The organism is Cohaesibacter celericrescens (genome assembly GCF_002866925.1).
In the GTDB taxonomy this organism is placed as follows: domain Bacteria; phylum Pseudomonadota; class Alphaproteobacteria; order Rhizobiales; family Cohaesibacteraceae; genus Cohaesibacter; species Cohaesibacter celericrescens.
On the sequence record NZ_PKUQ01000042.1, the window covers coordinates 98,937 to 120,136 of the forward strand.

The following is a 21,200-nucleotide window of genomic DNA, read 5'->3' on the forward strand; positions in this document are numbered from 1 at the left end:
GCCATCACACGGTTAAAATCCTGCTGGCCGGGTATTTTATCTGCCGTTAAAGTAAACGAGGCCTGAAGTTTTGCTTCAGGCCTCGCCAAATTGTCAAACCACGCGCAAAACGCGTTATTTCGTGCCATACATCCGGTCGCCAGCATCGCCAAGACCTGGGATGATATAATTCTTCTCATTAAGCTTCTTGTCGATTGCCGCCGTGATGATGGGAACATCAGGATGTGCTTCGGTGAAGGCCTTAATGCCTTCAGGGGCAGCCAACAAAGACACGAAACGCAGGTTATGGGCGCCGCGCTCTTTGAGTTTTTCAATTGCCAAAATAGCCGAATTAGCCGTCGCCAGCATAGGATCAACCGCGATGACCAAACGATCTTCCAGATCTTCGGGTGCCTTAAAGTAATATTCGACTGCTTCGAACGTTACTGGGTCACGATATAGGCCGACATGAGCCACGCGTGCGGCAGGAACAAGATCGAGCATGCCTTCCAACAAACCATTCCCAGCCCGCAAGATGGAGGCAAAAACAAGTTTCTTGCCAGCAATGATAGGCGCTTGCATTTCCACCAAGGGTGTCTCGATGCTCTTGGTGGTCATGGCCAGCTCACGTGTTGCCTCGTAGCAGAGCAGATGGGAAATTTCCCGCAACAATCGACGAAAGGATGCGGTGGACGTGTCCTTTTCCCGCATGATGGTAAGCTTGTGCTGAACAAGCGGGTGGTCGACAACTGTAACCTGTTTCATGGGACCCGAATCCTTCGCCAATTTTGGAAATTAAACTTTCTTAGCCTATGGCAGCATAAGAGGGCAAGATTGGAGGCCCCAACCAGACGAGTGATAAACCGGATTCTTCGTCATTTGCAGAAGAATCCTACCAATTAGACGGTTTTGAGGCGTGATAACAGTGAGTTTCGTGTTGTGTCATCAACAAAGGCCGCTTCGAGTGACCGGCGGGTGAACCCCTCCATCACCATATCGTCCCACCCATAAAGAGCCTGCAATGCATCGTAGTCCTTACCGATCGTCGCGGAGAAGAATGGCGGATCATCCGATGACAAGGTGGTTAGAACGCCGCTATCCATCAGCTTTTTGATCGGGTGGGAGGCCAAGTCTGGATAGAGGCCCAATGACACGTTTGAATGTGGGCACACCTCGAGAACGATCTCTTCATCGACCAGACGTTTGATCAGATCTTTGTCTTCGATAGAACGCACGCCATGCCCGATGCGCTTGACTGGCAAATGGTCTAAAGCATCAATGACACTTTGCGGGCCAGCAAATTCCCCTGCATGCGTGGTGCAGATCAACCCCGCTTCGTGGGCAATATTGAAAGCAGGTTTAAAGGCCTTTTGGCTATGCATGCGCTCATCTCCGCCCATGCCAAATCCAGTGACCAATGGATGGGGTCTGGCGGCAATCGCCTTAGCCACTCCCACCGCTTTTTCTGGTCCCATGTGTCTTACGCAGGTAATGATAAACCGCGCATCAATGGGGAAACCATCCGCCGCACTTTTGTCTCGGGCCCGATTGTAGCCTTCGACTACACCCTCGAGCAAATCGTCATAGCTCATGCCCAAGAGTGCAACATGGTCGGGCGAAAGGAACATTTCGGTGTAGAAACACCCTTCAGACGCATTGCGCAGCAAATAGTCTTCAACAAGGTCAGCATAGTCCTCTGGCGTCGAGATGACCGCAGCGACCCTATCCCAGCATTGCAAAAATGTAGTGAAGTCAGACCAGATATAGCTGCCATCATCGCGCATGAAGGCGTCAAGATTGGTGCCGTGGCGCGCCGCCAATCTTCGGACAAGATCAGGATGCGCCGCCCCTTCCAAATGAAGGTGTATTTCCGCTTTCAAAAGGCTTCTACCAGAGGATTTTACAGTGCTTTGAGGCATTATGTTTCCTTGCTATCGACTGGCCAACTATTTATAGGCTTTGCGCTTTTCAGTTTTTGGCTTGGGGCCTTTGAGTTTCAGATTTTTGGAATCAGAAGACGTCCAATTGCATTGCCAACCACTTCTGGTAAAGTCCCGTTTGACACATCGAAGCCAGCGGCCACAGCGGTGTTTGCCATCCAGCCGCCGTTGATTCTTGCCCATAGTTCGTCCCAGCACCCACATTTGTCGCGCTGCGGTGAGTGCGTCTGACGGGCAGGTTTTTATACCCTGCACCGCTTTTTGTGTTTGCGTTTGTGTCTTATTCAAAGAGGCAGCTTCGGCACCACCTGCCATGGCGACACACACCAGAAGGCAAAGTCCGGCGCGCCTATAGATCGGTGACATCATCGTGACGATTGCCTCATATTATTACAAAATAGATTTGCCATACTTGCCCGCAACCAGCCCCAAATGATCTGCAATCGTCTCTCCGATGTCGGCAAAAGTGCTTAACTGACCGGCATAACGACCTTTAATGTCCGGCCCGAACATAATCACCGGCACCTGCTCGCGGGTGTGATCAGTGCCTTGCCAAGTCGGATCACAGCCGTGGTCAGCGGTTAGAATAACCAGATCTCCGGGTTCAAGAGCCTCCTCCAGCTCCGGAATGCGACCATCAAAATATTCAAGTGCGGCGGCATAGCCGGGCACATCGCGACGGTGGCCATAATGCATGTCAAAATCGACGAGATTTGCGAAGACCAAATCACCGTCTCTGGCTTCTGCAATAGCCTTGAGCGTGGCTTCAAATATGGCCGGATTGCCCGTTGCCTTGATCTTTTTTGTCACCCCTTGGGTGGCAAAAATATCAGAAATCTTGCCCACGGCCAGCACTTGGCGACCTGCGTCTTTGGCACGGTCCAGCAGGGTCGGCTCTGGCGGCAAAACGGAAAAGTCGCGACGGTTGCCGGTGCGCTCGAAGTCAGCGGGGCTGTTGCCGACAAAGGGGCGGGCAATAATGCGGCCAATGTTATAGGGTTTGACCAACTCATAGGCGATTTCGCAAATCTCATAGAGGCGTTCAAGGCCAAAATGCTCTTCGTGAGCGGCGATTTGATACACCGAGTCCGAACTGGTGTAACAAATAGGCATTCCGCTACGGATATGTTCTTCCCCCAATTCATTGATGATCACGGTACCCGAGGCATGTTTATCACCGATGATCCCTTTCAGGTCCGCAGCCTTAATGAAGGCTTGGGTCAGCTCTGCCGGAAAGGTGGGTTCCGTATCCGGGAAATAGCCCCATTCAAAAGAGACAGGTACGCCTGCAATTTCCCAATGCCCTGACGGTGTGTCCTTCCCCTTGGAGACCTCGAGTGCATTGGCGCACAGGCCTTGCGGCTCACCCTGACAGGTCAGGTTAGCGGGGCGCGATCCAGTGGCTTTTTCTGCTACCAAGCCCAAACCATAACGGTCCATGTTGGGAAGGCACAGCGGACCTGAGCGCAGACCGTCGCGGTCACCTTTGCCAGACGCACAATATTGGGCGATATGGCCCAGTGTATCTGAGCCTTTGTCCGAAGTTGGTTTGCCATATTGCTCGGCGTCTGGTGCGTTGCCGATGCCAAAAGAGTCAAGAACCAGAAGAAATGCGCGTGCCATACCGTGCCTCCGTTTGATAGAGGGGAGCGGCAAGGCGCCTCGCCGTCGCTCAACCCGTTTGTGGTTGAAGGATCACCCTTCAATAATGTCATACACCGTGTGGCTCTGAACCGGATCAGGCCCCAATTTGTAAGCAGCTTTAACCCTCGTGGTTGCCTTGGCTACCTGATCTTGGTTATGCGCATAGACCCGTGCGACGGGCGTGTTCGCATCTATTTTATGGCCCAAACCGGCCAAGCTATCCAACCCGACGGAATGATCAATCGGATCGGCAGCGCGTAAGCGTCCACCGCCCAATTCAACCACAGCAATGCCGACCTCACGGGTATCGATGGATTGCACGACACCCTCGCCATCGGCGAAAATATCAACAACCATTGGAGCCAGTTTCAAATGGTCTTCCATATTTTCGATAAAATCTAGCGGACCGCCAAGGGCAGCAACCATTTGGCCGAATTTCTCGGCTGCTGCGCCAGATCGGAAAGCCTTTTCGATTTTGGCGGTACCCTCGTCGCGACTGGCTACCAGACCAACAATAAAAAGCATCTCGGCGCAGAGCGCGACCGTGATATCCCAGTTACGCGGGTCTATGACGTCGCCAGTCAGGAACTGAACCGCATTTTTCATTTCAATTGCATTGCCAGCAGCGGTTGCCAATGGCTCGTTCATGTCAGTGATCAATGCCGATGTTTTGACCCCTGCCCCGTTGGCCACAGTGACAAGGCTTTGCGCCAGCGCAACACTTTCCTCATGACTGGGCATGAAAGCACCCGATCCGGACTTTACATCCAAAACCAAACCTTGCAGCCCTGCCGCCAATTTTTTAGACAAGATAGAGGCCGTTATCAGATGGATGCTTTCCACTGTCGCTGTTACATCGCGAATGCCATAAAAACGCTTGTCAGCGGGAGCCAGATCGGCTGTCTGGCCAATGATAGCGCAGCCAACCTCACGGGTCACCTTGCGGAACAGGGCATTGTCTGGCTGGGTCACATATCCGGGGATGGAGTCAAATTTATCAAGTGTGCCGCCAGTATGGCCCAAACCACGACCGGAAATCATCGGCACAAAGGCTCCACAGGCAGCCAGGGCCGGAGCCAACATCAGCGAGACATTGTCGCCAACACCGCCGGTGGAATGCTTGTCCACCACCGGCCCGTTGAGCTCGGACCAGTCCAGAACCGAGCCTGAGTCGCGCATGGCCAAAGTCAGCGCCACCCGTTCATCCAGTTCCATACCACGGAAGAAAACAGCCATTGCAAGCGCGGAAATCTGGCCTTCTGTCACGTCACCATTTGTGATGCCGTCAACAAAAAACTGGATTTCGTCATTTGAAAGTATGCCGCCATCGCGTTTTTTGCGAATGATTTCCTGAGGTAACATTAATAACCTTCTCCTGCCTTGGCATCTTGGCCTTCCATCGCCGCAATCAGCGCATCGAGTACGCCAGATGCGCCAAAACGGAAGGTATCAGACGTGGCCCAATCGGCACCCATGTATTTCTCGGCAATGGTCAAATAAGTGGCAGCGTCTTCAAGCGAGCGCACACCCCCTGCCGGTTTAAAGCCAACGGGTCTACCGCTCTCGGCAATAGCTTCGAGCATGATTTCAGCAGTTTGAGGTGTGGCATTGATAGCGACCTTGCCTGTCGATGTTTTGATGAAATCAGCACCGGCTTCAATGGCGACCGTAGCGGCATCTTTGATCAACTCTGGGTCATTCAACTCTCCGGTCTCAAGAATGGTTTTGAGCCTGCGATCAGCTGGAATGACGTCCTTAACCCGCACAATCATAGTCTCGGCAAACCCCCGCCGCCCAGCCATAAACGAGTGATAGGGAATGACCAGATCAATCTCGTCGGCACCGTCAGCTATGGCTGCTTTGGTCTCGGCAACCGTCCCCCAGACGTCATCGCCGCCAGCGGGGAAATTGACCACTGTGGCAACCTTGATGCCTGTGCCTTCAAGGCAATTTTTGGCCTTGGACACAAAGCGAGGCCAAACACAGACCGCAGCGGTGTTTCCATAAGCCGACTGGGCCTTGGCGCAAAGCGTTTCGATGGCCGCATCGTCACAATCGTCATTCAGGTTTGTCAGATCGAGAAGAGAAATGGCCTTTTGGGCCAGTTTTTTGCTATCCATATAGATATCTCATGCTTTGCTTTGTTGGGCTGAAGGCGCCAAGCCGTGGTCTGTATTGGATCCAGCTTTGAATCACTTTGTCATTGCCTTCAAATAGGCCCGAATGATTTTAATCAGTTTTTGGGCGCCAATAGGGCCAACTTCTTTGGTCTCTTGGTGTGACAGCTCCACACCAGTCATGCCTGCTCCATAATTGGTAATGGTGGACACAGCTGCGACCCTCATGCCCATCCAACGAGCCAAAATGACTTCGGGCACAGTGGACATGCCCACGGCATCGGCACCAAGCATTCGCACGGCGCGGATTTCTGCCGGCGTTTCAAAATTGGGTCCCGAGAACCAAGCATAGACACCAGACTTGAGATTGATGCCTGCGACCGCGGCAGCACGCGTCAAAGCGGCACGGATCTGGGCGTCATAGGCTTCGGTCAAACCAACAAAACGATCATCGGTTTCCACTCCGATCAGTGGTGAACGGCCAGACCAATTGATGTGATCATCAATCATCATCAGTTCACCCGGTGCGATTTCTTCCCGCAGGGAGCCAGCAGCGTTGGTCAGCAAAAGATGATCGCATCCAAGCGCCTTCAGCGTGGCCAAAGGCTGCTTCATAATCGTTGAGTCGCCGTGCTCATAAAAATGGGCGCGACCTGCTAGAATGGCAACTTTTACGCCCATCAACGTGCCGATGACCAACTCAGACGCATGGGACGAGACAGAAGACACCGGAAATCCGGGTAAGTCGCTATAAGGAAAGCGCACCGCATTTTCGACTTCGTCGGCCAGAGCACCAAGGCCAGACCCCAGAACCATACCCACTTGTATTGGGCCTTCTACCTGCTCTAGAATACGCTTGGCTGCATCATGTGCGAGACCTGCAATGGTCATGTGTCGCAACTCCTTTTTTGGCTATTTCACGCCTGAAAACATCCCAAAAGCACTCTTGGATGCCACCTCAAATGTGGCGATCCAAAGAGCGTCCTCCCTCAAAGGCTGTTCGTGATGGTTATAAATCAAATGCGGCGGGCAAAAGCACACCTAGAGTATAGCTTTGCTTGATGCCATCCAGATCGGCCGCATGAATAATGGTGTCTGGGCTACCAAATTCCTTGATCCTCTGGCGGCAGCCACCGCAGGGTGTAATCGGCGGCGTGTGGTCGGCAATGACAACAAGCTCTTCAATCTGCCGACTATCCACGCCTTCAGACGCCATAATCATGGCAGAGATGGCAGATGTTTCTGCACACCAGCCTTCAGGGAACGAAGCATTTTCGATGTTGGTTCCCACATGAACATCACCAGATCGGGTGCGTAAAGCGACGCCGACAGGGAATTTGGAATAGGGCACGTGCGCCTTGCTTCGGGCCTCGGTTGCAAGGCGCAGCAATTCAAGGCTTGCGTTTGTTACTGCGATGTCACTCATACCACTCTCCTAGCGTTCTTTGGTGTAAGCAACGCCACCGGCTTTTGGTGGAATAGCCTTGCCGATAAATCCTGCCAACAGGATAACCGTCAGCACGTATGGAAGGGCCTGCATGAACTGCCCTGGCACCTGACCAATGATTGGAAGGCTCGCTCCTTGCATCCGAATGGCCAAGGCGTCTAGGAATCCAAATAGGAAGCAAGCGCCCAGCGCATTGACAGGTTTCCATTTCGCAAAAATAAGAGCGGCAAGCGCGATAAAGCCTTTGCCAGCCGTCATATCTTTGGAAAAGCCTGCGGATTGCGCAATCGCAAGATACGATCCTGCAATCCCGCACAATATGCCAGTGATGATAACGGCTCGATACCGCAGCCATGTGACAGAAATACCAGCAGTGTCGACTGCACCGGGATTTTCACCAACGGCACGCAGCCGCAGACCAAAGCGGGTGCGAAAAAGCACATACCAAGTGATAGGCACCGCCGCAAACGCCGCATAGACCAGCAGCGAGTGGCCCGAGATCACCTCAGAATAGATTGGTCCGATAACGGGCACGTCTTCCAACGCCTTGGCAAATGGCAAATCAAGGGAATTGAAGCGTGCCGTGTTGGGCAATTGCGGGGTCTTCCCCCCCCTACTGAACCATGCTTGCCCCAACAGCGCAGTCAAACCAGCAGCCACAAAATTGATGGCCACTCCGGAGACAATCTGATTGCCCTTTTGTGTGATTGACGCGTAGCCATGCACCAAGGCCAACCCGATAGAAACGACAATCGCGGCTCCCAGTCCCAGCCAAGCAGAGCCGGTGATAGCGGCGACTGCACCGGCGGCAAAGGCGCCGCCCAGCATCTTGCCTTCAAGACCGATATCAACAACACCTGATCGCTCTGAATACAACCCAGCCAAGCAGGCCAACAACAGCGGCACCGACAGGCGTACAGCAGAATCAGTGATGAGGGCGAGTGTTTGCAAATACTCCATCGTCTTCTCCCTTACGCCTCGTTCATTATGTCTTTGGATCCAGCCATAGCGAAGAACCGGATCAAGGCGGGCCTGAACATATGCTCCATGGCACCGGCAAAGAGGATCACCAAACCCTGAATCGAAATGATCATATCGCGCGTGATCTTGGGCATTTCAAAGGCAAGTTCAGCGCCCCCCTGATAAAGCATGCCAAACAGGATAGACGCCATAATGATACCGACCGGATGAGACCGCCCCATCAGGGCCACCGCGATGCCGACAAAACCGTAGCCTGCAACAAAATCCAGCAACAGGCGATGCTGGGTTCCCATGACTTCATTGAGAGCCATCATGCCTGCCAAACCACCGGAAATCATCATGGTGATGATCGTCAAGCGCGGTAAATTCATGCCAGCATAAACGGCCGCGTCAGGATTGATGCCAATCGTCCGGATGGCATAACCAAGGCGCGTTCGCCAGATCAACAACCAGACAAGGAAGCAAGCGACCAATGCAACAGCAAAGGAAAGGTTGAGCGGCGAATGCGGTATCGTAATGCCAATCCAGCTCAAGGCTTCATCCATGAAAGGCAAACGGCCTCCTTCAAGGAAGGTCCGGCTTTCAGGCTGCATGGACCCTGGCTGCTTGAAGACTTCTACCAGCAAATAGGCCATCACCGCCGAGGCAATGAAGTTGAACATGATGGTGGTGATAACGATATGGCTGCCGCGCTTGGCCTGCAAGTAAGCCGGCACTGCGGCCCAAGCTGCGCCGAACAGCGCACCACCCAACACGGCAAAGGGGAAGGTGACCCACCAAGGCACGTAATGATCGAGCGCCAGACAAGCAAGCGCGACCCCAAGACCGGCGAAATAGGCTTGGCCTTCGCCACCGATATTAAAGAGGCCGGCATGAGCGGCCACAGCCACAGCAAGGCCAGTGAATATGAAATTGGTGGTGTAGTAGAGCGTAAAGCCGATGCCCTCACCGTATCCCAAAGACCCCTGCACCAGCCAATAGACTGCTTCAAGCGGGTTTTCACCGATCATCAGCACCACAAGACCGGAGACCAACAGGGCAGACGTCAGATTGAGGAACGGGATCAACCCATAATCGACCCAGCCGGGCAATTTGGCATTTGGCGTACTCATGCCTGATCTCCTTGGGGAGCGGATTTGATTGTTTCAACAGGTTTGGACGAGGTTTTCACATTGGACGTGTCTGACACGCCAGCCATCATCAGGCCCAATTCCTGTTCGCTTGTGCCCGCGGGACGTTCTCCAACGATGCCACCGGCAAACATAACCAGAATACGGTCAGACAAAGAGCGGATTTCGTCCAGCTCGACAGACACCAACAAGATGGCCTTGCCAGCGTCGCGCATTTCAATCAAGCGCTTGTGAATAAACTCAATGGCACCAATGTCAACGCCTCGTGTTGGTTGGCCAACCAGCAGAATATCCGGATCGCGCTTCATTTCACGCGCCAGCACCAATTTTTGCTGATTGCCGCCAGAGAAGTTGGCCGCCTTCAATTTTGGATCAAGAGGCCGTACGTCAAATTCGGCCATGTTATCTTCGGTTTCCTTGAGAATAGCAGCCAGATCAAGGAACATGCCCTTGCCGTATTCTTGCAAATCCTGATAACCAAGGATCATATTTTCTGTAGCGGGAAACTTGGTGACCAGACCGGTCCTGTGTCTGTCTTCAGGCACGTGGGCCATGCCTCGGTGACGCAGTTCCAACGGATCGGCTTTTTCGGTCACATGGATTGGGTCACCATTGAGCAACACCCTGCCCGAACGGGCTTGCATCATGCCCGCGATGGCTTCCATCAGCTCACTTTGACCATTGCCAGACACGCCCGCAATACCAACGATTTCACCAGCGTGCACCGAGAATGAAACATCCTTGACCAGTTCGACGCCGCGTTTATCCGTAACATTGAGACCTTCAACCCGCAACACTTCGCGGCCGGGATGCGCGTCCCCTTTTTCAACGCGCAGAAGCACATGGCGCCCTACCATCAATTCGGCCAATTGCTCGACGGATGAGTCAGCGGTCTGCACACTGCCCACCATTTCGCCGCGGCGCATGACAGACACTTCGTCTGTAATGGCCATGATTTCGCGCAGCTTATGGGTGATCAGCATGATGGTTTTGCCCTGATCACGCAATTGTCTGAGAATGCGGAAGAGATGATCCGCCTCAGCAGGCGTCAGCACACCAGTGGGTTCATCCAGTATCAGGATGTCTGCTTTGCGATACAGGGCCTTGAGGATCTCGACCCGCTGTTGCAAACCAACAGGGAGATCTTCGATCAAGGCGTCTGGATCGATATTGAGTTCATATTCATCAGCAAGATGTTTGAGTTCTTTGCGGGCGCGCTCCATACCGCCAGCGAGAGTAGCCCCTCCCTCAACACCCAGCACCACATTTTCCAACACGGTAAAATTGTCAACGAGCATGAAATGCTGGTGCACCATGCCGATACCAATGGCAATGGCTTTTTGACTGTCCGTAATGCGCTCTAGCTTGCCGTGGACGTAAATCTCGCCTTTGTCAGCCTGATAGAAGCCATATAGAATCGACATCAGGGTCGATTTACCCGCACCATTTTCGCCAATGATGCCGTGGATGGATCCCTTTTGGACCGTCAGGTCAATGTTTTTATTGGCATAAACGGGGCCAAATCGCTTTTCGATCCCCACCAGCTTGATGGCCGGTGCGGGTGAAATTTGTCCGTTTCCAGAATCCGGCTCCCCGGAGCTTGCTCCGTCTGGCCCTCGTGTTTGCTCGTCCAATTGCAAATTCATAGTCCCCATTCTCAGCCCCTCCCGCCTATCCTCGCCATCGAAGAAACGGGACCCGCCAGCTTCATTGTTGATCTGTATCGATCTGGACTGAACGGTATGGGTGGGCGTTTTAGCGGAGCAGGAAAACTGCCCACTTCGCACTGCAGGCCACAAGACTGGCGGACTGCTTCTGGTATGGCATCAAAAGAAGTGCGCCCCGCCAACTGAAACAGGGACGGGGCGCATTACTCTGTCTTAGAACGGGCAGGAATTGTCTGCACGATAGTCATGCACAACGATTTTGCCTTCAATGATTGCTTTGGACGCCTGTTCAACAGCAGCACGCATTTCTGCTGTGATCAGTGCCTTGTTATTTTCGTCATCGGCCCAAGCAACACCGCCATCGGCGAGGCCAAGGACGTTGATACCTGATGACCATTTGTCTTCAGCCATATCTTTAAAGACATTGTAGACAGCAACATCAACACGCTTGACCATGGAGGTCAGGATTTTGCCAGGATGCAGGCCATTTTGGTTGGAATCAACACCAATGCCCAATTTGCCAGCATCAGCTGCGGCTTGCAGAACGCCCGCACCAGTGCCACCAGCAGCATGATAGATAACGTCTGCGCCACGATCGATTTGGGACTTGGCCAGTTCGCCACCCTTCACAGGATCGTTCCATGCTGCACCCGTGGTGCCCGTCATATTTTCAAAGACTTCTACGTCAGCACTGGCTGCTTTGGCTCCCTGTTTGTATCCACAAGCAAATGCACGAATAAGCGGTATATCCATACCACCAACAAAGCCGACTTTGTTCGAGGCGGCGGCTTTGGCTGCCAGCAAACCAACAAGATAGGATCCTTCGTGCTCTTTAAAGATCACAGAGCGTACGTTTGGCAGATCAACGACCATGTCGATGATAGCAAATTTGGTATCCGGGAATTCCGGAGCTACTTTTTCCAAAGCGCCGGCATGGGAGAAACCAATCGCAACAATCGGGTTAAAGCCCTTACTAGCGAAACGGCGGATAGCCTGCTCACGCTGCGTGTCATTCTGGATTTCGAAATCCTGATATGCGGTACCGGTATCTTTTGTGTATTGTTCAGCACCGGCATAGGCGGACTGATTGAAAGACTGGTCGTTTTTACCGCCCAAGTCATAAACCACGGCTGGTTTGATCTCGGCAGCGAGTGCAGGTGCGGCAACCATCATGGTTGCGAGCGCAGCGGCACCGAAAAATTGACGCAACATGTTAAACCCCTTTTGTCGATTTCTGTATCGATTGCTCAATCGAACGGTCGAACGATCTTTTGTTATATGCCCTGTCCAAAGAAAGCACGTTCCTGTTTTTCGAAGCAAAGAAGAAAATATATCCCGGTTCGAAAATATATCGGCCCGCAGCTTTCGCGTCGGAACATTGGTCGATAGTCTTGCACGGTCTTCGCTTCTTTGCAGCCAGAATCTTTGATTTCCCCAATCGTGTTTTCTATTCGCAGTTACGCCAACGGCTAGAAGCTGAGCATTTGCCTCCTTAGCAGGCCACAAAGGCGGCCGAACCATGAGTTCTGGCACCAAAAGCAGAACGATACGATGATAAATCAAGAGCACCTACGTAGAAAGCTGGATAAATAAATCACATTTTGAGATCGATTACACCTCAGTTGATGCCATAAGTTCAACTTTCTGACGGTTGATAACTCACGATCGAGACCGATTCGATGCTAAAAATCAGACGATTCACCCTGCACAAATCCTATTTCCGCGGTTTTGCGCGTCGGGTCGCTTTGGTGTTGATCGGGTCATCGGGCCAAACATGTTTGGGATATTGCCCGCGCATATCGGCTTTCACATCCTTCCATGATCCGCGCCAAAAGCCGGGCAGGTCTTTCGTCACTTGAATCGGCCGATGGGCAGGCGACAACAGATGCAACAACAAAGGCAGTCTGCCACCAAGGATGGCAGGGTGGGTGTCCAGCCCGAACAGCTCCTGCACACGCACGGCAAGTACCGGCCCATTCTCTGGTCCATAATCGATGGGGATTTTAGAGCCTGTGGGAACAATGAAATGGGTTGGCAATTCTTTGTCCAGGGCAGCCAGACGATCATAGGACAGTTGCGCCTGCAAGGCGGTTTGCACATCGGCGGCAGAGATAGCAGACAGCGCCATTTTACCAGCAAGATAAGGCTGGAGCCATGTCTCGAGCGTGTCGAGCAATGTTGCATCCGATAAATCGGGCCAAGCTTGATCCCGAGCCGCAGCAAAACGGATGCGCCCGCGCCATCGCTGGGTGTCTTTACTGAACGGCAAAACCCGCAGACCTTCTTTGCGAATTGCCTCGATCAAAGCCCGCTCAACGGCCTGAGGCGATGGAGATTTAACGGGCCGTTCCGACAGCACTATGCGCCCAAGCTTGGTTTGCAGGCGGGCGCTTACCGTGCCGCTTTGCCGGTCAAAGCTAATCGCCTCTTCTTCATCAATAAACGCGGCAAAGTCTTCTTCAATCGCCTTACGTGTAATTGGAGTGGCCAAGGTAATGCGGGAGCGACTGGCCGCGCCTTGCAGATCTGCGACCACGAGAAACGTTTCAGCATTGAGAGGGTCATCCGGATCCAGCACGCCTCCCCTGCCCGACGCCAACAGATAGCGCCCCTCGGCACCACGCCGCATGGCTATGCGGTCGGGATAGGCAATAGCCAGAATGCGACCGGCCTCTTCTGGCTGAATTCTGGCGTTGCCCTTGTTTTTTTGCCAACGTTTGGCCAAAGCCTTGATGTCCCGAGCGCGGGGCAACTTGCCCGATATCAGATCCTGCAGCAAACGGCGCATATCATTCTGGCGCATGCGTCCACCTTCACTCAGCAACGCGGCAAGATGTGCGGCAAGCGCCTCATGACCAAGACCACGGCTGGTGACCAGCATATGAGCAAGGCGCGGCGACAGTGGCAAGCGGGCAAGCGCGCGTCCGTGCTCGGTCAGCATGCCATCATTGTCCAACGCTCTAAAATCTTTGAGCAATTTAACCGCCTCGGCCCACCCCGCCTTGGGTGGCTCATCCAGCCATTTGAGATTGGCTGGGTCACTCTCGCCCCAAAGCGCCAGATCGAGCACCAACCGCGACAGATCTGTCTGCAATATTTCGGGTGGTTCAAAAGCCGCCAAAGCCGCTGTCTGGCCCTTGTCCCAGAGACGATAGCAAATGCCCGGTTCGGTTCTGCCTGCACGGCCCTTTCTCTGGTCGGCACTGGCGCGGGAAACGCGCACCGTTTCCAACCGCGAAATACCGAGGTTGGGCTCATAGCGGGGACGACGCACCAAGCCAGCGTCAATGATGACGCGCACCCCGTCGATGGTCAGCGAAGTTTCGGCAATGGATGTAGCCAATACGATCTTGCGTATGCCTTTTGGTGGCGATTGGATGGCTAGATCCTGATCGCGGCCCTCCATCGCCCCATAGAGAGGTGCGAGCAGAATGTCTTTATCGGATGTCTTGACTAGGGATTTAGCAAGGCGCTCCTCGACCCGATGAATTTCGGCCTGACCGGGTAGAAATACCAGAATCGAGCCGACTTCTTCTTTCAGCGCAACAAGCACAGCGCTGGTTACCGCATCCTCAATGCGTTCCTTTGGCTTACGCGGTAGATAGCGGGTCTCGACCGGATAGGCCCGGCCCATGGATTCGATCATCGGTGCATCATCAAGAATCTGCGCAACACGGCCACCATCGAGCGTGGCTGACATGACAATCATCCGCAGATCGTCGCGCAGGGCACCTTGCGCCTCCAGTGTAAAAGCCAGCGACATGTCGGCATCAAGGCTGCGCTCATGGAATTCATCAAACAGCACCGCACAAATACCTTCAAGGCTGGGGTCATCGACGATCATGCGGGCGAACACGCCTTCGGTCACCACCTCGATGATTGTCTCCCTGGATATGCGGCTTTCCATGCGCACCCGATAGCCAACACGCTTGCCTACCGGTTCGCCAAGTAACTGCGCCATACGGCGGGCGGCGGCACGGGCCGCCAAACGGCGGGGTTCGAGCATGATAATCCGACCCGTCCGCCACGGTTGATCAAGGCATGCGAGCGGTACGCAGGTGGTTTTACCCGCTCCGGGAGGCGCGATCAGAACCGCTCTTGTGCCGTCTCGCAGCGCGGCAAGCAGCTCTGGCAAAGCCTCACGGATCGGCAAGTCAGGTAATTCAACCGATAAATTGGGTTTGTTCGATGTAGGTACGCTCATCCCTTGGCCCTAACGCCTCCCTTGCGGGTTGGCAAGGGGCCATTTGACCGCTTGGCGCTTAAACACTCTCGGCAAGCGGGTCCAACCGGATGACATGGCCGCCTGCCGCTTTGGCATCTTCTTCATCATGGGTGACGAGCAAGGTGGGCAAGCCCCTGCTGCGGGCCCGTTCAAAGACATGCTTACGCATCTGGCCGCGTAGGCTGGCATCAAGCTTGGAAAAAGGTTCGTCCAGAAGCAATGCGCACGGTTCGGACAGCAGAATACGTGCCAGTGCGATCCGCGCCTTTTGGCCACCCGATAAGGTTGCGGGGTCGCGCGCACCAAATCCCGCCATGTTGATTTCGTCGAGCGCTTCGGTCACCTTTTCCTCACGTGCCTTACGGCCCCTGACGGAGGATGTCAGGCCAAACGCCAAATTGCCGCCAACCGACAAATGCGGAAACAGCAGTGGATCTTGGAACAATATGCCGATATGGCGCTGTTCGGCGGGCATTTTGGTGACGTCATTGCCATGGAGCAAAACCCGCCCAGCCGCCTTAAACTCACGCGGCAAAAAGCCGCCAAGATAGGCAAGCAGGGTGGATTTACCTGAACCGGAAGGCCCCATGATGGTGACGATTTCTCCGGCACCAATCGACAGGGATAAATCAATCAGCGTGGCGTCACCCAGCGCGATATGCACATCTTCCAATTTCAAGTCCATGGTCTGTTCGTTTCTCTGCATCACGATGTCTTTCTAGCGCTCGGATGGGGCCATGTCACGGCGATTGCGATAGAGTAGTGATGGCAGCGCGATCGCTAGCAAAAAGCCGATGAAAGGCAACGCCATCTGCACCAGCGCATACACACCGATCAAACGCCGGTTGCCGCCGGCGCTGAGGGCCACTGCATCGGTGGTAATGGTTTCCCAGCGTCCGCCACCGATGAGGATGGTGGGTAAATATTGGCCAATAGAAACGGCAAACCCGACCGCAGCAGCCGTCAAGATAGGGCGCAGTAGCAAAGGCAAGCGCAGGCGGAAAAACGCGATCCACGGCCCGCGCCCCAAACTGGCCGCCAGCTGTGCATAGCGAGGATCAAGACTGCGCCAAGGGTCGCCCAAGGACAAAAAGATATAGGGCATGACAAAGATCAGATGGCTCATAACAAGCGCCAAAAGCGAATGCTCGGCACCACTCACCAGAATCAAGAGCTGAAGACCAAACAGGAAGGCCACCTGTGGGATGATCAAAGGCAGATAAAGCAGTGTCAGACTTTTTTGGGTCGCCCGCCGACCGGTTCGGCTTTCGGTTTCAAGACATGCCAGCGTGACAATCAAACCGATGGCCGTTGCCAAGAGACCAATCACAACCGAATTCAACAATGGCTCTGCAAGCATATGCCATTGTTTGTCCCATGTCTTGAGCGTCAGATTGTTCGGGATGGCATCGGGGAAGCGCCACAGTCCGGCAACCGACCATAAGGCCAATCCGCCAAGCCCCATGAGCATCATCAGCACTGCGCTGACATTGGTGACCGCAGCCAAGGCACGCAGCCAGCCATCCTTTTGCAGACGACGCCCAGATTGCATCCATTGAGCCGCGAGCCAGCCAACGACCTTTTCAGCCAACCACCATAGCCCGAGCGCTGCCAGTGTCACAGCCAACTGCAACATCGCACCGGCGGAGGCTAGAAAGCGCAAACTAAGATCCGGGTCACTCATCCAGCGCATCAATTGCACCGACAAGGTTGGCGGGTTGGTGGGCCCCAAAATCAACGCCACATCGACCACAGAGGTGGCATAGGCAATGACGGCAAAGACGGGCAAGCGAATCTGGGCATAAAGGCGCGGCCAAACCGCATAGATCCAAGAGGCCATCGGACCATACCCCAAGGTGCGTGCCACCTGCGCATTTCTGCGCGGATTGATTTGCGGCAGCGCTGCGAGGCAAACCAGCAGCAGAAACGGCAGCTCCTTGGCGGCCAGCCCGGCAATCATGGCCAGCCCATAAGGATCATGCGGGAAGAGCCAGTCCGGTGGGCGCACCCATCCGGTCAATGCGGGAGAGACCATGCGCGTTAGCCAACCTGATGGCGCCAACAGGAAGGCAAACCCCAGAGCAGTAGCGGCATGGGGAATCGATAGAAGCGGCGAAACCAACCGCTGCATCCATAAAAACAGTCGTGTTTCAGACCATGCACTCAAAAGACCAACGGTGGTGAGCAGGGCCAGCGATGTAGTGACCAGCCCCGCGGCCAAGCTCAAGGCAACTGATTGACCCAGCCCCGGCGTTGCATAAAGCGCCATGAAGGGATCGAGCGTCACGCTGTAGCCGCCAAGGGTTGGCAAATAGCCAAAAGCAGGCGCAAGCGAGCCAACAAGACCGGCCAGAATGGGCCCGAGCATGAGGATCAGCGCAGCAAGGGGGGCAAGTATGTGAGGGCGCAGGCGCATGGAATCCTTAGGCAGGCTTGGTGTCATTTGCATGGGGTAAAGCAGGCAAAAGGCCGATGCCTCCTCCCAGTTTTTCCGAGATTGTGTTTTTAGTCGCTAAGCGTTTACTGCACGCCGTAGCGTTTGGTCCAGTCCGCTTCAAACCGTGCCAACCATGAGGCATGAGGCTCTGCCAAGGCGGGGCCAAATTCCTCTGGTTTGAGTGTCGCAACACCCAGGTCCAACGCAGCAAACCGTGCTTGGTCCTGTTTGTTCAGGCTGGCAATCTTGAGCACTGTTGGATCACCCCAAACATTCGGATCCTGTTTGCGGCTTTGTGCTTCAGGAGACAGTAGGAAGTCCGCAAAAACCATAGCGCCTTCTTTGGCATTGGCGTTGAAGGGAATGGAAACAAAATGGCTATTGCCAATGGTGCCGCCATCAAAGGTGAAAGACCGCACCGTATTTGGCAGTTCATTATTGGCAATGGCAGACGAGGCTTCACCGGGGTTGAAGGTGAAAGCAATCTCAATCTCGCTGTCCGCCAGCAGGTTTTTCAAACTGGAAACATTGTCAGGAAATGCCTTGCCTTTGCGCCACAAGTTCGGATGCAAGGCATCAAGATAGGCGAACAATTTATCGGCAACCGGCTTGTAGCGTTCATCGGTCGCTTCATGGGACAGGATTGATGCATCATCGGCCAATTCAAGCGCCAACTGTTTCAGGAATGTGGAACCAATGAAATCAGGTGGTTTTGGATAGGCAAAACGGCCGGGGTTTTTGGAGGCCCAATCGAGCAATGCACTGGCCGATTTTGGCAAGTCCTTGGTGACTGTGCTGTCATAATAGAATGACAGTTGCGCCATGCCCCAGGGACTCTCCAAACCATCGGTCGGCACCGTAAAATCTATAGTGAGCGATGGTTTGCCTTCAATGTCGGCAAATTTATAACTCGGCAAATCCGGAGCCCAGCTCATAGGTAGCAAGAGACCTTTGCCCTTCAGAGAGGCAAAATTCTCACCATTGATCCAGACCAGATCGACAGAACCGCCTTTTTCTTTGCCCGCAGCTTTTTCTGCAACAATCTGCGAGACCACATTGGCGGTGTCGCTGACTTTGACATGCTTTACCGTCACACCGTAACGATCTTTGACTTGATCAGCGGCCCAGTCAATATACGCGTTGATGTTATCGGCGCCGCCCCATGCGTGAAAATAAACAGTTTGCCCTTTTGCCTTGCCCAGAACGGATTGCCAGTCCTTGGTATCCAACATGTCAGCCGATGCCATTTGAGGTGATAGCACCAACGTAATCACGGCCAAGGAAAGACCGGTGAGAAGGGTACGACGCGAAAGGGAAGTCAGAAACGTTTTGTTACTCGGGGCGGACATACCGGATCCTCTTGTTGTGATTGGCCTGCGAACAAATCATTGCGGATGGTGCGCCTTTTTTGCTGTTCCATCCAGCAGAAATGCGTCGGTGTCTTTGTTTCAGGTCTTCGCACACACGGTCAATTCACAACTGGTTGAAGGCGCCGCGAGCAACGGACCGGTATAAGCGCGCAATCAAGCATTGGCAAATCGCTCCAAGCTCCCTATCTTTCTATCAGCTGAAAGGCTTTCTTTGAGCTGAAAGGATATTTCCATGGGATCACCTGAGAAAAAGACACTTGTATTGACCGGAGCAAGCCGAGGCATCGGACATGCAACGGTCAAACGCTTTTCGCAAGCAGGCTGGCGCGTGATCAGTTGTTCCCGGCATCCTTTCTCTGATAAATGCCCTTGGCCAACGGGCGAAGCGGATCATATTCAGATTGATCTGGCAGATCCTGATGGATTGGGCGTCGCCGTCGGTGAAATCAAAGACCGGTTGAAAGCAGAGGGCGGACAGCTGAATGCCCTTGTGAACAACGCGGCAATCAGCCCCAAAAATGCCTCTGGCCAGCGGCTGGATAGCATGGAAACCTCAATGCAGGCTTGGCGACAAGTGTTTCAGGTCAATTTTTTCGCGCCCATCATGCTGGCTCGGGGATTGTTTGAAGAGCTCAAGGCCGCGCAAGGGTCCATCGTTAATGTGACTTCAATCGCTGGCATGCGCGTACATCCCTTTGCTGGCACGGCCTATGCCACCTCCAAAGCAGCGCTTGCTTCTCTGACACGCGAGATGGCTGCCGATTTTGGCCCGCATAATATTCGGGTCAATGCGATTGCTCCGGGGGAAATTGACACAGCCATTCTCTCTCCCGGGACTGAGAAAATTGTCGAGACCATCCCGTTGCGTAGATTGGGGTCCCCGTTAGAAGTGGCAAATACCATCTTTTACCTGTGCTCTGAAGAAAGCTCCTATGTGTCCGGCGCGGAGGTCCACATCAACGGTGGGCAGCATGTGTGAAGCCCAATCCATAATCCATTAGAATCATACCTTCACAAGCAGGAAGCAAACCTGCACAGCACTGTCGTTTTCATAAAAACACTGCCTTATCAGCCGGATACTCCGGTCTGACGACGGACATTCTGTGGACTTTTTCACGGTGTATCCTCCTTAGTTCTAATTGTGACATTGTGTCACAGTCATTTCCCGCTAGGATGAGACCAAACGCGCTATTGAGCGCGACAAAGCGAACAAGGGGAACAGCCCTTAAAACCAGCATCAAACGGCTGTTTCTAATGTTCCTGTGTGGGAGAAGAATGATGACCGATATGTCAGAAGGCGCAGTGGTCACGCCGTTGACCTCTGAGAAAAGCGATACGCGGCCTAAAATCAAGCCGATTATCAACACGCTCACTACCGATGATTTGACCGAAGCGCTAAGCGACGGGTTGCGCGACTTCCAGAAAAGCGCTCCCTATGGCCTGTTCTTTGGCGGGTTTTATGCCGTCGCAGGGTGGTTATTGCTGTGGCTGCTGACCTCTTATGATCTGCCTTATCTGGTTTACCCTTTGGCGTCGGGCTTTGCCCTAATCGCACCGTTCATTGCCGCTGCCTGTATGAAATCAGCCGCCGCCGCGAAGAGGGCCTTGAGCTGTCACCAAATGCTGTTTTCGGGACGCTGTTTAGTTCCAGAACCAAAGAATTGCGTTGGATGGCCTTGGTGACCGGCTTTGCTTTCATCATCTGGATTGATATCGCAGTCTTTCTTTATGTGATCTTCTTTGGCCTCAAAGAACTCAATCTTGCTGATTTGATCGGCACCGTCGCCACAACACCGCAAGGCGCGTTGTTTCTGGTGGTCGGTAATCTGGTCGGCGCAGGCTTGGGAATGGCGGTTTTTTCCATTACCGCAATTTCATTCCCGATGCTCCTGCACAAGGACGTTGATTTCATCACCGCGATGATCACGTCGGTCAAATGTGTGATTGCCAATCGCAGAATCATGATCAGCTGGGCAATTTTCATCGCCTTTCTGCTGGCGATCAGCCTTGCTTCGGTGCTGTTGGGCATGATCGTCGTGCTGCCCTTGTTGGGTCATGCGACATGGCATCTCTACCGGCGGGCTATTCGCTACGATGAAGCAATAGAATCCAATACAGACGAAAAAGAATAGTCTTTATAGTCGCCTATCCTCGATACACAGTCACCCCACACAACGGCGTCGAGGATTGAAGACCGTCCTTTACGGGATGGTTCATTGCGGAACCAGAAGCGAGGGATCAGAAGCAATTCTGATCCCTTCTT

19 protein-coding genes are annotated in these 21,200 nt (G+C 53.7%); 3 read left to right on the forward strand and 16 right to left on the reverse strand.

Annotated features, from left to right (window positions below; translation table 11 throughout):
- Window positions 1-114 precede the first annotated feature (114 nt).
- From upp to C0081_RS17270, 16 genes are all read right to left on the reverse strand, one after another.
- A complete protein-coding gene (gene upp / locus C0081_RS17195; protein WP_101535081.1) occupies window positions 115-744 on the reverse strand; it encodes a uracil phosphoribosyltransferase in 630 nt (209 codons plus the stop codon).
- A gap of 134 nt (window positions 745-878) precedes the next feature.
- On the reverse strand, window positions 879-1,898 hold the full coding sequence (gene add / locus C0081_RS17200; RefSeq protein ID WP_101535082.1) for an adenosine deaminase: 1,020 nt from the start codon (window positions 1,896-1,898) through the stop codon (window positions 879-881).
- A 27-nt stretch (window positions 1,899-1,925) separates the two neighbouring features.
- Window positions 1,926-2,288: a hypothetical protein gene (locus C0081_RS17205; RefSeq protein ID WP_101535083.1), complete on the reverse strand. Its 363-nt coding sequence runs from the start codon at window positions 2,286-2,288 to the stop codon at window positions 1,926-1,928.
- A 21-nt stretch (window positions 2,289-2,309) separates the two neighbouring features.
- Window positions 2,310-3,542 (reverse strand): phosphopentomutase, encoded by a 1,233-nt coding sequence (locus tag C0081_RS17210; RefSeq protein WP_101535084.1) that lies wholly within the window; start codon window positions 3,540-3,542, stop codon window positions 2,310-2,312.
- A gap of 72 nt (window positions 3,543-3,614) precedes the next feature.
- Window positions 3,615-4,925, reverse strand: coding sequence for a thymidine phosphorylase (deoA, locus tag C0081_RS17215; RefSeq protein WP_101535085.1), 1,311 nt, complete (start codon window positions 4,923-4,925; stop codon window positions 3,615-3,617).
- Window positions 4,925-5,683 (reverse strand): deoxyribose-phosphate aldolase, encoded by a 759-nt coding sequence (deoC, locus tag C0081_RS17220; protein WP_101535086.1) that lies wholly within the window; start codon window positions 5,681-5,683, stop codon window positions 4,925-4,927. Before deoC ends, deoA begins: the two co-directional genes overlap by 1 nt.
- A gap of 72 nt (window positions 5,684-5,755) precedes the next feature.
- Window positions 5,756-6,565, reverse strand: coding sequence for a purine-nucleoside phosphorylase (locus tag C0081_RS17225; RefSeq protein ID WP_373236538.1), 810 nt, complete (start codon window positions 6,563-6,565; stop codon window positions 5,756-5,758).
- A 124-nt stretch (window positions 6,566-6,689) separates the two neighbouring features.
- Window positions 6,690-7,106, reverse strand: a complete 417-nt coding sequence (gene cdd / locus C0081_RS17230; RefSeq protein ID WP_101535088.1) for a cytidine deaminase — start codon at window positions 7,104-7,106, stop codon at window positions 6,690-6,692.
- Between the two features lie 9 nt (window positions 7,107-7,115).
- Entirely contained in the window at window positions 7,116-8,087 is a 972-nt protein-coding gene (locus C0081_RS17235; protein WP_101535089.1) for an ABC transporter permease, read from the reverse strand.
- 11 nt (window positions 8,088-8,098) lie between these two features.
- On the reverse strand, window positions 8,099-9,220 hold the full coding sequence (locus C0081_RS17240) for an ABC transporter permease (RefSeq protein WP_101535090.1): 1,122 nt from the start codon (window positions 9,218-9,220) through the stop codon (window positions 8,099-8,101).
- A complete protein-coding gene (locus tag C0081_RS17245; protein WP_245417991.1) occupies window positions 9,217-10,806 on the reverse strand; it encodes an ABC transporter ATP-binding protein in 1,590 nt (529 codons plus the stop codon). The genes C0081_RS17240 and C0081_RS17245 overlap by 4 nt, the downstream gene beginning before the upstream one ends.
- 312 nt (window positions 10,807-11,118) lie before the next feature.
- Window positions 11,119-12,117, reverse strand: coding sequence for a BMP family lipoprotein (locus C0081_RS17250; RefSeq protein WP_101535092.1), 999 nt, complete (start codon window positions 12,115-12,117; stop codon window positions 11,119-11,121).
- A gap of 502 nt (window positions 12,118-12,619) precedes the next feature.
- Window positions 12,620-15,109, reverse strand: coding sequence for an ATP-dependent helicase HrpB (gene hrpB / locus C0081_RS17255; RefSeq protein ID WP_101535093.1), 2,490 nt, complete (start codon window positions 15,107-15,109; stop codon window positions 12,620-12,622).
- A 58-nt stretch (window positions 15,110-15,167) separates the two neighbouring features.
- Window positions 15,168-15,836 carry an ATP-binding cassette domain-containing protein gene (locus C0081_RS17260; protein ID WP_101535094.1) on the reverse strand — a complete coding sequence of 223 codons (669 nt, stop codon included), beginning with the start codon at window positions 15,834-15,836 and terminating at the stop codon, window positions 15,168-15,170.
- Between the two features lie 12 nt (window positions 15,837-15,848).
- On the reverse strand, window positions 15,849-17,579 hold the full coding sequence (locus tag C0081_RS17265; RefSeq protein ID WP_425349495.1) for an ABC transporter permease: 1,731 nt from the start codon (window positions 17,577-17,579) through the stop codon (window positions 15,849-15,851).
- 71 nt (window positions 17,580-17,650) lie between these two features.
- Window positions 17,651-18,916, reverse strand: coding sequence for an ABC transporter substrate-binding protein (locus C0081_RS17270; RefSeq protein ID WP_101535095.1), 1,266 nt, complete (start codon window positions 18,914-18,916; stop codon window positions 17,651-17,653).
- 253 nt (window positions 18,917-19,169) lie between these two features.
- Between C0081_RS17270 and C0081_RS17275 the strand changes: the two genes are divergently transcribed.
- The 3 genes from C0081_RS17275 (at window position 19,170) to C0081_RS17285 (ending at window position 21,069) form a co-directional block, all read left to right on the forward strand.
- Window positions 19,170-19,916, forward strand: a complete 747-nt coding sequence (locus C0081_RS17275) for an SDR family NAD(P)-dependent oxidoreductase (RefSeq protein ID WP_101535096.1) — start codon at window positions 19,170-19,172, stop codon at window positions 19,914-19,916.
- A 299-nt stretch (window positions 19,917-20,215) separates the two neighbouring features.
- On the forward strand, window positions 20,216-20,620 hold the full coding sequence (locus C0081_RS17280; protein WP_101535097.1) for a DUF2189 domain-containing protein: 405 nt from the start codon (window positions 20,216-20,218) through the stop codon (window positions 20,618-20,620).
- Entirely contained in the window at window positions 20,548-21,069 is a 522-nt protein-coding gene (locus C0081_RS17285) for a DUF2189 domain-containing protein (protein ID WP_245417992.1), read from the forward strand. The genes C0081_RS17280 and C0081_RS17285 overlap by 73 nt, the downstream gene beginning before the upstream one ends.
- The last annotated feature ends 131 nt before the right edge of the window (window positions 21,070-21,200 follow it).